Here is a 12,880-nt window from a genome sequence, read left to right as displayed (position 1 = left end):
GGCGGATCGGCGGCCATGAGCGATCCCGTCACCATCTTCGAGGTCGGCCCGCGCGACGGGCTCCAGAACGAGCAGCGGCAAATCCCGACTGCCGACAAGATCCGCCTCACGGACATGCTGTCGGAGACGGGGCTCAGGAAGATCGAGGTCACGAGCTTCGTCAGCCCCAAATGGGTCCCCCAGATGGGCGACGCGGCGGAGGTCATGGCGGGCATCGCGCGGCGCCCCGGCATCTCCTACGCCGTGCTCACACCCAACATGAAGGGGCTCGACGGGGCCTTGGCCGCGAAGGCGGATGAGGTCGCCGTTTTCGTCTCCGCCTCGGAAGGGTTCTCCAAGGCGAACATCAACGCGACCATGGCCGAGAGCCTGGAGCGCATCCGCCCCGTCGCCGCCCGCGCAGCCGAAGAGAACGTGCCGGTCCGCGGCTATGTCTCCTGCGTCACCGACTGCCCCTTCGACGGGCCGACGCCACCCCACAACGTGGCGCTGATGGCCGAGGCGCTGCTGGAGATGGGGTGTTACGAGGTCAGCCTCGGCGACACGATCGGGCAGGCCACGCCGCGCGCGGTAAACTACATGCTCGACGCCGTCCTCGCCGTCGCGGGGGCGGAGAAGTTTGCGGGCCATTTCCACGATACGGCCGGGCGCGCGCTGGAGAACATCGACGCGAGCCTCGCCCACGGCCTACGCACCTTCGACGCCGCGGTCGGGGGCCTCGGCGGCTGCCCTTACGCTCCCGGTGCGGCGGGCAACGTCGCGACGGAGGCGGTGGTGGCCCACCTCCACTCAAAAGGGCACGACACCGGCGTGGACCCTGCGAAACTGGCCGAGGCCGGCGCCTTTGCCCGGTCCCTGAGGAGTGTCCCCGCATGATCCTGCGCGCCCTTCTTCTGCTACTGAGCGGCGCTGCCGCAGCCCAGCCCGTGCCGGGCGCCGACGCGCCACCCTTCGAGGCGGCGCTGGAACTTTGGCTCGACGACCGGGACGCCGACGCGCTGCCGCGCCTCTCCACCCTCGCGGGGGAGGGCAACACCGCGGCGCAGCTCCTCCTCGGCACGGTCGAGCATATGGGCGAGCTCCAGACCGTCTTTACCCTCAACCGCAGCCGCGAGGAGCGCGACGCGGTCTACCGCAGCCCCGATGGGCGGAGCTGGCTGGCAGAGGTCGACCAGCCGCTCGCCGACCTGATGCGGCAGATGGACGATGTCGGCATGGCGCCGCAGACCGTGCTCGACCTCCACGCCCGCGGCGAGCATCGGCTGGCGCGCGAGGCGATCCGCCTCCTCGCCCGGCGGGAGCGGTTCAGCGCCGTGCGCACGGTGCTTCAGGACCTGCCCGAGCTCGCGCCGGTCGTGGCCGACGTACCCGGTGTCGAAGCCGCCCCGCCCGACCGCCCGCCGCTCATCGACGCCTATTGCGCGGCGAACTGCCCGGCCGCGCCGGATAATTGCGCAACGCTTGGTGCCGAGGTGATCGGCGACAGTGGCCTGCACATCCTCGGCTCCCCGCTCACCGCCCTGATCTCCGAAGACATGTGGCGCGCCAGCGAGAAGGGCCAGCAGAGCGTCCCGCGCCTCGCTGCCCTGCAGGACGGCCGCGTTCGTGCCCCGACCCTTTGCGAGGCCGCGCAATGAGCGATTATCAGACCATCCGCCTGACCACCGACGACCGCAGCGTCGCCACGCTGACGCTTGCTCGGGCCGAGAAGCACAACGCGATGTCGGCGGAGATGATCTCGGAACTCACCGAAGCCGCCGCCCATATCGCAAAGAACGAAGCCATCCGCGCCGTGATCCTGACCGGCGAGGGCAAGAGCTTCTGCGCCGGTGGCGATCTCGCCTGGATGCAGGCGCAGTTCGACGCGACGCGGGAGCAGCGGATGGCCGAGGCCCGGCGGCTCGCCGACATGCTCGGCGCGCTCAACACGCTGCCGAAGCCCCTGATCGGGCGCATCAACGGGCAGGCTTTCGGCGGCGGCGTCGGCATGATGTCGGTTTGCGATGTCGCCGTAGCCGCCGACACCGCCCGCTTCGGCCTGACGGAGACGCGGCTCGGTCTGATCCCGGCGACGATCTCACCTTATGTGCTCGCCCGCATGGGAGAGGGGCGCGCGCGTCGCGTCTTCATGTCCGCCCGGCTCTTCGACGCGGCGGAGGCGGTGGAGCTTGGCCTTGCCGCCCGTGCCGTCGCCCCGGACGCGCTCGACGCGGCGGTGGAGGCCGAGGTCGCGCCCTACCTCGCCGCCGCACCCGGCGCCGTCGCCGCCTCGAAGGCGCTCGCCCGCGCCCTCGGCCCCCGCATCGACGACGCGGTCATCGAGGATACGGTGCGCCGCCTCGCCGATACGTGGGAGAGCCCGGAGGCCCGGGAAGGCGTCTCCGCCTTCTTCGAGCGCCGACCCCCTGCATGGAATCGGCCCGGCTGAAAACCATTTCATTTCAAATAGTTTAATGAAAATTCGGCTGAACTTGTGGCCGAATTGGCTTATGTACTGCCCCAACAAGCCGTGAGCAGGGGTACATTCATGGACGTTGCGGTGATCGGGGCCGGCCTTGCCGGCCTGACCTGTGCGCGTGCGCTGGTGGATGCGGGTCTCGTGGTCGAGGTTTTCGACAAGGGACGCGGCCCCGGCGGGCGCATCGCGACCCGGCGCAGCGATTTCGGCGCCTATGATCACGGTGCTCCCGTGCTCCACGACCTGCCGGAGTGCATGGCGGCTAGCGCGGATCGCGTGCTTGCGCCATGGGAGGACGGCCATATCGGCGTGCCCTCCATGAGCCGCCTCCCGCGGCACCTGTCCACCGGTCTCACCGTCCATCAGGGTGAGAAGTTGGACGCGCTGACACCGGGCGAGGGTCGCTGGAGCCTCGCCTTCGACGGCGCGCGCGGCCTGATCCGGGCGCGCACAGTGCTCCTGTGCCTGCCAGCGCCCCAGGCGCAGGCCCTCCTGCCGGGCACCCTGCTGCCCGAGGTCGCGCAGGCGCGCATGAGCCCGCTCTGGACCCTGATGGCCGCCTTCGATCAGCGCGTCGAGGCGGCCGACCGGCTCGAATTCGACGCGGGCCACGTTGCCCTGCGCCAGTCCGCCCGGCCGGAGCGGGAGAACGCCGCCGATCTCTGGGTGATCCATGGCGGCGCGGAATGGTCCCGCGGCACCGTCGACCGCCCGCGGGAGGAGGTGCAGGGCGCGCTGCTCGACGCCTTCCTCGCCCTCACCGGCGCCGTTCTGCCGGTCGAGACCATGATCCACCGCTGGCTCTATGCCCGGACGCGCACGGCGGCGGGCCTGCCCTGCCTCTACGACGCGGACCATCGGATCGGTGCGGCGGGCGACTGGTGCCTCGGCCCCAACGCGGGCGACGCGGTGCGGAGCGGGGCTGCCCTGGCCGACGCGGTGCTCGCCTCGTGAACCCACTCGACGACCCGCGGGAAGAGGACGACGCGCTGCGCCGCCGATGGCGCGAACTGGTCGGCGAACGCCTGCCCCGCGCCGCCCGCACCCGCGACTGGCCGGTGCACGAGGATCACTGCTTCGCCCGCATCCTGCTCGACGCCACGATGGAGCGGCCCTGGCGCGAGGTCGTCGAGCCCCCCGCCTGGGCCAACACCCCGCCCGACCGGCTGGCGCATGCCATCGCCCTGGGCGAGGCGGTGCTGGAGGGGACGGCGGACCTTCACGCGCTCAACCGGCTGTCGCTGAAGCTCCGGGGCAAGCTGCGCAGTTGACCCGCCGCCGGGATTCGGCGGAGCCTTTCGGACGACCGGAGGTGTCCCATGCGTATCCCGATCCTCGTCCTCTCCCTCCTGCCGACCGCTGCGCTGGCGGAGGTCCACGTCTTCTTTCGGGAGGGCGCACCCCGCGACCGCATCGTGATCGAGAATGCCGGGGCGTGTCCGCTCGGCGCGCTCAGCTTCACGCTCGACTTCACCACCTCGCTCGGCGGCGTCCATTTCGACATGCCGCGGAACGCACGCGGGCCGGAGGACGCGCTGCGCGTCATCCGCGGTGCGGAATTCGTGGAGGAGATGCCGCAGCCGCTTCGCGGCGCCACCGATCTCAGCTTCTCGCTCAACAGCCTGCCGGCGGAGGAGGGCGTCGCCTTCAACTTCGACGTGGACGACCGGATGGAGGTCGGGGCGGGCGCGCTCTACACCATTCGCGGGCCGGAGATCGAGGGTGCCGCAATCTCCGCCGGCGGTGCCACGGCCCGCTTCGACGCGGCGGGCGAGGCGGTGCTGCCCCTGTCGGCCTGCCTGTCGTAGCGGCGCGGCGCATAGCGTCGCTTGACGCCCCCCGCGCGGGCCGATATGTGACCCGCCAGAGTGGCTGGGTAGCTCAGCTGGTTAGAGCGCACGACTCATAATCGTGAGGTCGGGAGTTCAAGTCTCCCCCCCGCCACCAACATTCCCCCTCAGCGTTTCGCGCCGTTCCCGGTGGACAGCGGCCCGTCATGGCCGATCCGCGTGCGGAACTGCGTCGGCGACATGCCCGTGGCGCGCGAGAACACCCGGCTGAAATAGGCCGGATCCTCGTAGCCGAGCGCGTAGGCGACCTGGCTGACGGGCAGGGCGGTATAGGCGAGCTCGCGCCGCGCCTCCCGCACGATCCGATCCTCGATCATCCGCGAGGCGGGGGCGCCGGTCGCCTCCCGCGCGAGGCGGGAGAGATGCGTGGCGGTGATGCCGAGCTGCTCGGCATAGGCGCGCAGGGGGAGGTGCTTGCGGTAATGCTCCTCGATCAGCAAGGCGAAGCGGCGGAGGGTCGGGTGGCCGGTCTCGTCCTCCTCATCCTCCGCCCCGCCGCGGGTGATGCCGATCAGCAGGGCGGCGGCGAGCGCCCGCAACCGCTCCGCCCGGCCCGGCGCGCGGCCCGCATGCTCCGCGGCGATCAGGTCGAACAGCGCGATGTCGTCTCCGGCCCCCTCCGCCACGAAGGGCCGGGCGAGGCCGCGGCCCATCACCAGCTCCGTCGGCAGGGTCAGCACCCAGCCCTCCGTCCCCGGATCGAAGTCGTAGCCGTGGATGACCTGCGGCGGCATGTTCACGAGACAAGGCGCGTCGAGGCGAAAGCGTGCCCCGTCCACCTCCGCCATCGCCCCATGCGCGGTCAGCCGCAGCACCTGGTGCATCCGCATGTGCCGGTGCGGCGAGATCAGCCAACCGTGCAAGGCCGCGCGCGCCGCGATCGTCTCGCAATGCAGCACGTCCGGCAGATCGCCGGGCTGCTCCTCTCCATACAGGCTGAACGCGGGCACCATGTTCGATTTGTGCAGGATCGCGCGCCCTGCGTCCATTCAAGCTTAAGGGACCGCGCCTATGCTTGTGTCATGAAAACACAGGTCCTCATCATCGGCGGCGGCCCCTCGGGTCTGATGCTGTCTCGCATCCTGTCCCAGGCGGGCATATCCTCGGTCATTCTGGAGCGGCAGTCGCGCGACCACGTGCTGTCCCGCATCCGCGCCGGCGTGCTGGAGCAGCAGGCCGTCGATCTGCTGGAGAGCACGGGCCTCGGCACCCGGATGCAGGCGGAGGGATTCGTTCATCACGGCATCGAGCTGGCGTGGGAGGGGCATCGCCACCGCGTCGATTTCGGCGACCGGCCCGTCATGGTCTACGGCCAGACCGAGGTGACGAAGGATCTCTACGACGGCTCCGACGCGGATGCGGTGACGATCCTGCACGAGGTCTCCAACATCGAGCTGGATCTCAACGGCCCCGGCGCGAGCTTCAGCCAGGGCGGACAGCGACATGAGATCACCTGCGAGCTAATCGCGGGCTGCGACGGCTATCACGGTGTCAGCCGCCGGGCGATTCCCGCGGACCGCATTAAGCTCTTCGAGCGGATCTATCCCTTCGGCTGGCTCGGCGTGCTGAGCGAGACGCCCCCGGTGGCCGAGGAGCTGATCTACGCCAATCACCCCCGCGGATTCGCTCTGGCCTCCATGCGCAACGCGATGCTCTCGCGCTATTACATCCAGGTGCCCGCCAGCGAGGATCCGGCTGACTGGTCCGACGACGCCTTCTGGGACGAACTGCGCCGCCGCCTGCCGGCCGAGGCCGCCGAATCGCTGGTAACGGGCCCGAGCATCGAGAAATCGGCAGCGCCCCTGCGCAGCTTCGTTGCCGAGCCTATGCAGTACGGGCCGCTCTACCTCTGCGGTGACGCGGCTCACATTGTGCCACCAACGGGGGCGAAGGGCCTCAACCTCGCCATGTCCGACGTCCAGTACCTCGCCGAGGGGATCATCGCCGCGCAATCGGGCGACCGCAGCGGGCTGGAGCATTACTCGACCCGCGCGCTCGCCCGCGTGTGGAAGGCCGTCCGCTTCTCCTGGTGGTTCACCACGACCATGCATCGCTTCCCCGACCAGTCGGATTTCGACCAGCGGATGCAGGAAAGCGAGCTTGCCGTGCTCAGCGAGAGTGCGGCCGCCCGGAAGGTCCTCGTCGAGAACTATTCGGGCCTGCCGCTCTGACGCGGAACCGCCTGTCAGTGCAAGGGGTTGGTGGGGTGTGATCCACCTCGAAGGAGACCCCGACATGGCGACCCAGAGTTCGACGAACGGCACCCCGATCAAGACCGGCAAGAGCGCCGAGGACCTCCAGCGCGAGGTCGAGACGCTGAAGGCCGACATCTCCCGCCTCAGCGACACGCTGCTGGAGCTCGGCAAGCAGCGCACCGACGAGACGATGGAGGATCTGCACGCCCGCGCGCAGCTCCTCAAGCTGCGGGGCGAGGAGGCCGCGCACCGCGCACAGGACGAGATCGGCCGCCTGACCGCCGATGCGGAGCGCACGGTGCGTGAACGTCCCCTGACCGCGCTCGCCGTCGCCGCGGGGCTCGGCTTGCTCTTCGGCCTGATGCAGGGCCGGAAATAGGATGCTGTCCACCGCTCTGACGGGTCTCACCGCCCAGGCGGCCTACCTGCGCAAGCGCATCGTCAGCGGCATCATCGCGGGCATCCTTTTCGTCGGCGCGCTGGGCTTCGGCGTCGCGGCGGGCCTGATCTGGCTGATCGGGCTCTACGGCGCGATCATCGCCTGCGCGATCGTGGCCGGGGCGCTGTTCGTGCTGGGCCTGATCGTCCTGCTGCTGGGGCGCCGCCGCAAGGTCCGCGTCACGCCACCGCCCGCGGCCGCCACTCCGGCCCTCGCCGGGTCGGCACTGACCGCGCAACTGATCGAGGCCTTCCTTGTCGGTGCCCAGATCGGGCGCGGGGCGAAGCGCTAGAACCGTTCAACGTGCTGCGGCGTCAGGTGCCGCAGCACGACCTTCCCGGCCAAGAGGATCGGCGTCGCGAGGAACGCGCCCGCCGCCCCCCAGAGCCACAGCCAGAAGCTCAGCGCGCAGAACACCAGAAGCGGGTTCAATACCAGCCGCCGCCCGACCAGCGAGGGCGTCAGGAACTGCCCCTCGAAGAGGTTCGCCGCCACATAGCTCATCGCCATCAGGAACGCGGTCAGCACCGGATCGAACGTGATCAGCCCCACCGAGAACAGGATCGCCGTCATCAGCGCCGGTCCCAGGTAGGGCACGAAGTTGAGCACTGCGGCCAGCCCGCCCCAGACCAGCGGATTGGGCATCCCGAAGGCCCAGCAGATCGCTGCCGTGACCAGCCCCAGCCCGCAATTGATCACCGCGATCGTCGCGAAGTAGTGGGAGATCCCCCGCTCGATATCGCGGAAGATCCGCGCGACCCGCCACCGCGCCCGCCGCGACAGGCAGAATGAGAGGACGTAGTCCCGAATCTCCGCCCGCGTCGCGATGAAGAAGTAGATCGTGACGTGGAAGATCAGGAACTGCCCGATCAGCATCGGTGCGAGCTTCAGCGCGGGCAGGACGGAGGTGAGCGGATCCGCCTGCTGGCGCAGTCCGACTTCGCCGCCGCCGGCCCCGCCGCCGATGGCTTCGCCTACCTGCTCGGCCGCGCGTTCGATTCCGGCCATCTGCGCCTCGAGCAGTGCGCCGAGCTCACGGAGGCGGTACCAGATGTCGGGCGAGCGGGCGATCCAGTCGCGGATCGGCAGGATGATCCCTGCCACGATCAGTGCCAGCGACACCGCGGTCAGCAGCGTCAGAAGCGCTGCCACTATGAACGGCTTCAGCCCCCGCCGCTCCAGGTTGGCAGCCAGCGGGCCTAGCACCAGCGACAGCACGATGCCCAGGCTCATCGGCGCCAGGATCACGAACGCCGCCTCCAACGCGATGAAGAGCACGATCAGCGCCATCAGCATCATCGCGATCTTCGCCCCCAGATCGACGGCGCGCGAACTCGTCGCGTCGATGGGTGGAAGCTGCGGAAACGCGCCCTGATGTTCCTGATCGTCGCGCAATGAGTGACCCCTCGGGCTCTGCGTTGCCATGCCAACGCCTTGAGTGCATATAGCATTGTATGGTCTTGCGCACATGCTCACGGATTGTTCTGGCCGCTCTGCTCACGCTAACGTTGGGCATCGCCGGGGCCGTTCAGGCGCAGGCCGCGACCTCCGATCACCGCCCGACCTACGTGGTCGCTCCCGACGGGACCCTCCACGCCCTGTGCCGTGCCAAGAGCGAAGGGGGCGAGGCAGCCCTCCACTGTGAAGCCTGTTTCGCCGTGGCGGCGGCCCTCAGCGTGCGCGGCGGCAGCGCGGCCGTCCCCCTGTCCCGCCCCCTTATCGGAGCGCTCCCCGTCGAGGGCACCCCGGTGCACGTGCGCCCCGACCTCATGCTGCCGCAGGGCAGGGGGCCACCCGTCCTGATCTGACACCGCAAGACCAACACGTCAGAACAGGATATCCCACATGAAACGCATCCTTTCCGCCGCGGCCCTCGCCGCGATGCTCGCTGCGCCTGCCTTTTCCCACGACTACGAGCTGGGCGAGCTGAAGCTGGACCATCCCTGGGCCCGCGCGACCACGACCGTCGCCCGCGCCTCCGGCGGCTTTCTGAGCATCACCAACGAGGGCGAGACCGACGACACGCTGATCGAGGCCCGCTCCGATGTCGCCGCGCGCATGGAGCTGCACCTGACCGAGAACGACGACGGCATCATGCGGATGCGCGAGGTCGAGGGCGGTATCCCCATCCCCGCCGGTGAGACGGTCGAGCTGCGCCCCGGCAGCTTCCACGTGATGTTCATGGGGCTCGAAAACCAGCTGGTGGAAGGGGAGAACTACCCGGTCACCCTCGTCTTCGAGAATGCGGGCGAGATCGTCGTCGACTTCGCGGCCGAGAACCGCGCCGGCGGCATGGATTATAGCGGCCATGGCGATCACGGGGGCCACGGCGATCATGGCAACCACGGCGATGCCGCTATGGAGCATGGCGACGGTGAGCACAGCGGCCACGACCACTGAGCCGCGCGTCATCCGCAAAAAAAGGGCCCGGCGCCACCACGCGCCGGGCCTTCTTTCGTGACGGGTCAGTCCGTCAGCCCAGATGCGCGCGCAGCATCCAGGCGAACTTCTCATGCGCCTGCGCCCGCCCGATGGCGAGGTCCTCGGTCAGGTCGTCGCCCTGCTTCGTCGCGGTTTCGGCGAGCGTCTTGAGGCTGCCGGAGATCATCTCCTGCGCCTCCGCCATGTCCTCGACCATCTTCTCCGCCGGGATCACGTTCTTCGCCTCTTCGATGTCGGAGCGCTCCAGCGCCTGCGCGAAGCTGCCTTCGGTGAAGTCGCCCAGCGCGCGGATCCGCTCGGCCATCTCGTCCTGAGCGGCGAAGTGATCGGTGTAGATCTCCTCGAACAGCGCATGCAGCGAGCCGAAGGCCATGCCGGTGACGTTCCAGTGGTAGAACTGCGCCTTCTTCGTCGCGACCGTCACGTCGGCCAGCGCGTTGTGCAGCCCCTCGACAACGGCGGTCTTGGCGTTCGCGCTCAGATCGTGTGCCGTGTCCTTCATTCGTCCAACTCCTTCCGGTGCAAGCTGGGCGCGCCAGGTCTCGGCGCGCCGTTCAATCACACAACGGAAGGTAGTACCGCGCGTTCCCGCGTCACTCGGCCGCTTCGAGGTATTCCTCCAGCGGCGGGCAGGAGCAGACGAGGTTCCGGTCGCCATAGGCGTTGTCGACCCGGTTCACCGGTGCCCAGTACTTGTCCACGCGGAAGGCCCCCGGCGGGAAGCAGGCCTGCTCGCGGCTGTAGGGTCGGTCCCAGTCGCCCACCAGGTCCTCCATCGTGTGCGGCGCGTGGGCGAGCGGGTTGTTCTCCCGGTCGAGCGTGCCGTCCTCGATCGCGCGCGCCTCCTCCCGGATGGAGAGCATCGCGGCGATGAAGCGGTCGAGCTCCGCCTTCGGCTCGCTCTCGGTCGGTTCGATCATCAGGGTGCCCGCCACCGGCCAGCTCATGGTCGGCGCGTGGAAACCATTGTCGATCAGGCGCTTGGCGACGTCGTCGACGGTGACGCCCGCACTCTCCTTCAACGGGCGCGTGTCGATGATGCACTCGTGCGCGACATGGCCCGAGGAGCCGCGATAGAGCACGTCGAACGCGCCCTCCAGCCGTTTGGCGATGTAGTTGGCCGACAGGATCGCCACCTTCGTCGCCTGCGTCAGCCCCGCGCCGCCCATCATCAGGCAGTAGGCCCAGGAGATCGGCAGCAGCGAGGGCGAGCCGAAGGTCGCCGCTGAGACCGCGCCCGAGCCGCCCTCGGACACGTGCCCCGGCAGGTGCTCGGCCAGATGCGCCTTTACCCCGATGGGCCCCATGCCCGGCCCGCCACCGCCGTGCGGAATGCAGAAGGTCTTGTGCAGGTTGAGGTGGCTTACATCCGCGCCGATCTCGCCCGGTTTCACCAGCCCCACCATCGCGTTGAGGTTCGCCCCGTCGAGATAGACCTGCCCGCCATGGGCATGGGTGATCTCGCAGACCTCGCGCACCGTCTCCTCGAACACGCCATGCGTCGACGGATAGGTGATCATGCAGGCGGCGAGCCGGTCGCCCGCCTCCTCCGCCTTCGCGCGGAAATCGTCGAGGTCGATATCGCCGCGCTCGGTACATTTCACCACCACGACCTTCAGTCCCACCATCTGGGCGGAGGCGGGGTTGGTGCCGTGCGCGTTCACCGGAATCAGGCAGATGTCCCGCTCCTCGCCCCGCGCCTTGTGATAGGCGCGGATCGTCAGCAGGCCTGCATACTCGCCCTGCGCGCCCGAATTCGGCTGCATCGAGATCGCGTCATAGCCCGTGATCGCGCAGAGCTTCGCATTCAGATCCTCGATCAGCTCCGCATAACCCGCGCGCTGATCGGCCGGGGCGAAGGGGTGGATGGCGGAAAATTCCGGCCAGCTCACCGGCATCATCTCCACCGTCGCGTTGAGCTTCATCGTGCAGGAGCCGAGCGGGATCATCGCGCGGTCGAGCGCGAGGTCCCGATCCGCGAGACGCCGCATGTAGCGGGTCATCTCCGCCTCCGCCCGGTTCTGGTGGAAGATCGGGTGGGTCAGGTACTCGCTCTGCCGGATCAGGGCCTCGGGCAGGCGGTAGGCATCGGTTTCGCCACCATCCACGCCGCCGAAGACGGCGATGAGCCGCGCGATCTCCTCCGGCCAGACGGCCTCGTCCAGCGCGATCCCGATCTTCGTTTCGCCGACGCGGCGCAGGTTCAGCCCAGCCTCGACGGCCGCGCGCATCACTGCCTCGCGCGGGGCGCCGACCTCCACCGTGATCGTGTCGAAGAAGGTGCCGGGCTCGACCGTGTAGCCCACGGCCTCCAGCGCGTCGGCCACGCGCACCGCCTTCTGGTGCACCCGCTGCGCGATGGCCCGCAGACCCGCCGGCCCGTGGAACACGGCATACATGCTCGCCATCACCGCCAGCAGCGCCTGCGCCGTGCAGACATTCGATGTCGCCTTCTCCCGCCGGATGTGCTGCTCCCGTGTTTGCAGCGCCAGCCGGTAGGCCCGGTTGCCCCGCGCATCGACGGAGACGCCGACGATACGCCCCGGCATGGACCGCTTGTAGGCATCGCGGCACGCCATGTAGGCGGCATGCGGCCCGCCCGCGCCAAGCGGCACGCCGAAGCGTTGCGTGTTGCCGATGGCGATATCCGCACCCATCTCGCCCGGCGATTTCAGCAGGCACAGCGCCAGCGGATCGGCGGCGACCACGGCGAGCGCCTTGGCGTCGTGCAGCTTCGCAATCACCTCCGAGAAGTCATGACAGTGCCCGTAAGTGCCTGGATACTGGAAGATCGCGCCGAACACGGCCTCCGGGTCCAGATCTGCGAACGGATCGCCCACGATCACGTCCCAGCCCAGCGGCTCGGCCCGCGTGCGGATCACGTCGATGGTCTGCGGGTGGCAGTGGTGATCGACGAAGAAGGCCGTCGCCTTCGACTTTCCCGCCCGCTGTGCGAGCGCCATCGCCTCGGCCGCCGCCGTCGCCTCGTCGAGCAGGGAGGCGTTCGCGATCTCCAGCCCCGTCAGGTCCGCGATCATCGTCTGGTAGTTCAGCAGGGCCTCCAGCCGCCCCTGGCTGATCTCCGGCTGGTAGGGGGTGTAGGCGGTGTACCAGGCCGGGTTCTCGAAGATGTTGCGCTGGATCACCGGCGGCGTGACCGTCCCGTGATAACCCTGCCCGATCAGTGAGGTGAGGACCGTGTTCTTGTCCGCCACCGCGCGCAGCCGCTTCAACGCCTCCTGCTCGCTGATCGGCGCCCAGTCGAGCTCCTCGCCCTGCCGCAGGTCCGCGGGCACCACATCGGCGATCAGCGCATCGAGGCTTTCGGCACCCAGCACGCCCAGCATCTCCTCCATCTCGGCCGGGGACGGCCCGATATGGCGGCGGTTGGCGAAGTCGTAAGGAGCATAATCCGTCGGCGTGTAGCGCATCACTCTCATCCTCTGCCGACCGTCCCGGACGCCGGTCCGGGGCCGTTCGGTCTCAAAAAGGTCCC

Annotated in this window: 15 protein-coding genes and 1 tRNA gene; 12 read left to right on the top strand and 4 right to left on the bottom strand. The window is 69.1% G+C overall.

Annotated elements, in window-relative coordinates; translation table 11 throughout:
- The first annotated feature begins 15 nt into the window (after positions 1 to 15).
- From I0K15_RS07300 to I0K15_RS07270, 7 genes are all read left to right on the top strand, one after another.
- On the top strand, positions 16 to 876 hold the full coding sequence (locus I0K15_RS07300; RefSeq protein WP_196104757.1) for a hydroxymethylglutaryl-CoA lyase: 861 nt from the start codon (positions 16 to 18) through the stop codon (positions 874 to 876).
- Entirely contained in the window at positions 873 to 1,637 is a 765-nt protein-coding gene (locus I0K15_RS07295; protein WP_196104756.1) for a hypothetical protein, read from the top strand. The genes I0K15_RS07300 and I0K15_RS07295 overlap by 4 nt, the downstream gene beginning before the upstream one ends.
- Positions 1,634 to 2,428, top strand: coding sequence for a crotonase/enoyl-CoA hydratase family protein (locus I0K15_RS07290; protein ID WP_196104754.1), 795 nt, complete (start codon positions 1,634 to 1,636; stop codon positions 2,426 to 2,428). The genes I0K15_RS07295 and I0K15_RS07290 overlap by 4 nt, the downstream gene beginning before the upstream one ends.
- Positions 2,429 to 2,527: 99 nt before the next feature.
- Positions 2,528 to 3,412 (top strand): NAD(P)/FAD-dependent oxidoreductase, encoded by an 885-nt coding sequence (locus tag I0K15_RS07285; RefSeq protein ID WP_196104753.1) that lies wholly within the window; start codon positions 2,528 to 2,530, stop codon positions 3,410 to 3,412.
- Positions 3,409 to 3,729: a hypothetical protein gene (locus I0K15_RS07280; protein WP_230374328.1), complete on the top strand. Its 321-nt coding sequence runs from the start codon at positions 3,409 to 3,411 to the stop codon at positions 3,727 to 3,729. The genes I0K15_RS07285 and I0K15_RS07280 overlap by 4 nt, the downstream gene beginning before the upstream one ends.
- Before the next feature lie 48 nt (positions 3,730 to 3,777).
- Positions 3,778 to 4,266, top strand: coding sequence for a hypothetical protein (locus I0K15_RS07275; protein ID WP_196104752.1), 489 nt, complete (start codon positions 3,778 to 3,780; stop codon positions 4,264 to 4,266).
- Between the two features lie 62 nt (positions 4,267 to 4,328).
- A tRNA-Met gene (locus I0K15_RS07270) sits at positions 4,329 to 4,405 on the top strand.
- A 10-nt stretch (positions 4,406 to 4,415) separates the two neighbouring features.
- Here the strand turns inward: I0K15_RS07270 and I0K15_RS07265 are convergent.
- Complete coding sequence (locus tag I0K15_RS07265; RefSeq protein WP_230374327.1) at positions 4,416 to 5,297, bottom strand: helix-turn-helix domain-containing protein; 882 nt, start codon at positions 5,295 to 5,297, stop codon at positions 4,416 to 4,418.
- 33 nt (positions 5,298 to 5,330) lie between these two features.
- On the opposite strand from I0K15_RS07265, the gene pobA reads away from it, so the two are divergent.
- The 3 genes from pobA to I0K15_RS07250 all read left to right on the top strand — a co-directional run bounded on the left by pobA (position 5,331) and on the right by I0K15_RS07250 (position 7,234).
- Complete coding sequence (gene pobA, locus I0K15_RS07260) at positions 5,331 to 6,479, top strand: 4-hydroxybenzoate 3-monooxygenase (RefSeq protein ID WP_196104750.1); 1,149 nt, start codon at positions 5,331 to 5,333, stop codon at positions 6,477 to 6,479.
- Positions 6,480 to 6,543: 64 nt separating this feature from the next.
- The gene (locus I0K15_RS07255; protein ID WP_196104748.1) at positions 6,544 to 6,882 is read left to right on the top strand and encodes an ElaB/YgaM/YqjD family protein; all 339 of its coding nucleotides are present in this window, start codon (positions 6,544 to 6,546) and stop codon (positions 6,880 to 6,882) included.
- Position 6,883: 1 nt separating this feature from the next.
- The gene (locus tag I0K15_RS07250) at positions 6,884 to 7,234 is read left to right on the top strand and encodes a hypothetical protein (RefSeq protein ID WP_196104747.1); all 351 of its coding nucleotides are present in this window, start codon (positions 6,884 to 6,886) and stop codon (positions 7,232 to 7,234) included.
- On the opposite strand, the gene I0K15_RS07245 is transcribed toward I0K15_RS07250, so the two are convergent.
- Positions 7,231 to 8,337, bottom strand: coding sequence for an AI-2E family transporter (locus I0K15_RS07245; RefSeq protein ID WP_196104745.1), 1,107 nt, complete (start codon positions 8,335 to 8,337; stop codon positions 7,231 to 7,233). The two genes, I0K15_RS07250 and I0K15_RS07245, sit on opposite strands and share 4 nt — an antisense overlap.
- Positions 8,338 to 8,402: 65 nt before the next feature.
- Here I0K15_RS07245 and I0K15_RS07240 point away from each other — a divergent pair, with 65 nt between their 5' ends.
- Positions 8,403 to 8,750, top strand: coding sequence for a hypothetical protein (locus tag I0K15_RS07240; RefSeq protein ID WP_196104743.1), 348 nt, complete (start codon positions 8,403 to 8,405; stop codon positions 8,748 to 8,750).
- Positions 8,751 to 8,787: 37 nt separating this feature from the next.
- On the top strand, positions 8,788 to 9,342 hold the full coding sequence (locus I0K15_RS07235) for a copper chaperone PCu(A)C (RefSeq protein ID WP_196104742.1): 555 nt from the start codon (positions 8,788 to 8,790) through the stop codon (positions 9,340 to 9,342).
- A gap of 73 nt (positions 9,343 to 9,415) precedes the next feature.
- Here I0K15_RS07235 and I0K15_RS07230 read toward each other — a convergent pair whose 3' ends face one another.
- Both I0K15_RS07230 and gcvP read right to left on the bottom strand, forming a co-directional pair.
- On the bottom strand, positions 9,416 to 9,886 hold the full coding sequence (locus I0K15_RS07230) for a Dps family protein (protein WP_196104740.1): 471 nt from the start codon (positions 9,884 to 9,886) through the stop codon (positions 9,416 to 9,418).
- A gap of 91 nt (positions 9,887 to 9,977) precedes the next feature.
- Positions 9,978 to 12,815, bottom strand: coding sequence for an aminomethyl-transferring glycine dehydrogenase (gcvP, locus tag I0K15_RS07225; RefSeq protein WP_230374326.1), 2,838 nt, complete (start codon positions 12,813 to 12,815; stop codon positions 9,978 to 9,980).
- Between the last annotated feature and the right edge of the window lie 65 nt (positions 12,816 to 12,880).

The sequence above is a fragment of the Pontivivens ytuae genome, assembly GCF_015679265.1.
Taxonomy (GTDB): Bacteria; Pseudomonadota; Alphaproteobacteria; order Rhodobacterales; family Rhodobacteraceae; genus Pontivivens; species Pontivivens ytuae.
The sequence above is the reverse complement of the archived record's forward strand: the minus strand, read 5'-3'. Positions and strand labels throughout refer to the sequence as shown.

Bases quoted from the DNA above. Each gene is read 5' to 3' on its own strand.
- I0K15_RS07230 (WP_196104740.1), bottom strand. From the start codon at position 9,886: ATGAAGGACACGGCACACGATCTGAGCGCGAACGCCAAGACCGCCGTT.
- I0K15_RS07285 (WP_196104753.1), top strand. From the start codon at position 2,528: ATGGACGTTGCGGTGATCGGGGCCGGCCTTGCCGGCCTGACCTGTGCG.
- I0K15_RS07255 (WP_196104748.1), top strand. From the start codon at position 6,544: ATGGCGACCCAGAGTTCGACGAACGGCACCCCGATCAAGACCGGCAAG.
- pobA (WP_196104750.1), top strand. From the start codon at position 5,331: ATGAAAACACAGGTCCTCATCATCGGCGGCGGCCCCTCGGGTCTGATG.
- I0K15_RS07290 (WP_196104754.1), top strand. From the start codon at position 1,634: ATGAGCGATTATCAGACCATCCGCCTGACCACCGACGACCGCAGCGTC.
- I0K15_RS07300 (WP_196104757.1), top strand. From the start codon at position 16: ATGAGCGATCCCGTCACCATCTTCGAGGTCGGCCCGCGCGACGGGCTC.
- I0K15_RS07265 (WP_230374327.1), bottom strand. From the start codon at position 5,297: ATGGACGCAGGGCGCGCGATCCTGCACAAATCGAACATGGTGCCCGCG.
- I0K15_RS07295 (WP_196104756.1), top strand. From the start codon at position 873: ATGATCCTGCGCGCCCTTCTTCTGCTACTGAGCGGCGCTGCCGCAGCC.
- I0K15_RS07275 (WP_196104752.1), top strand. From the start codon at position 3,778: ATGCGTATCCCGATCCTCGTCCTCTCCCTCCTGCCGACCGCTGCGCTG.
- I0K15_RS07235 (WP_196104742.1), top strand. From the start codon at position 8,788: ATGAAACGCATCCTTTCCGCCGCGGCCCTCGCCGCGATGCTCGCTGCG.
- I0K15_RS07250 (WP_196104747.1), top strand. From the start codon at position 6,884: ATGCTGTCCACCGCTCTGACGGGTCTCACCGCCCAGGCGGCCTACCTG.
- gcvP (WP_230374326.1), bottom strand. From the start codon at position 12,815: ATGCGCTACACGCCGACGGATTATGCTCCTTACGACTTCGCCAACCGC.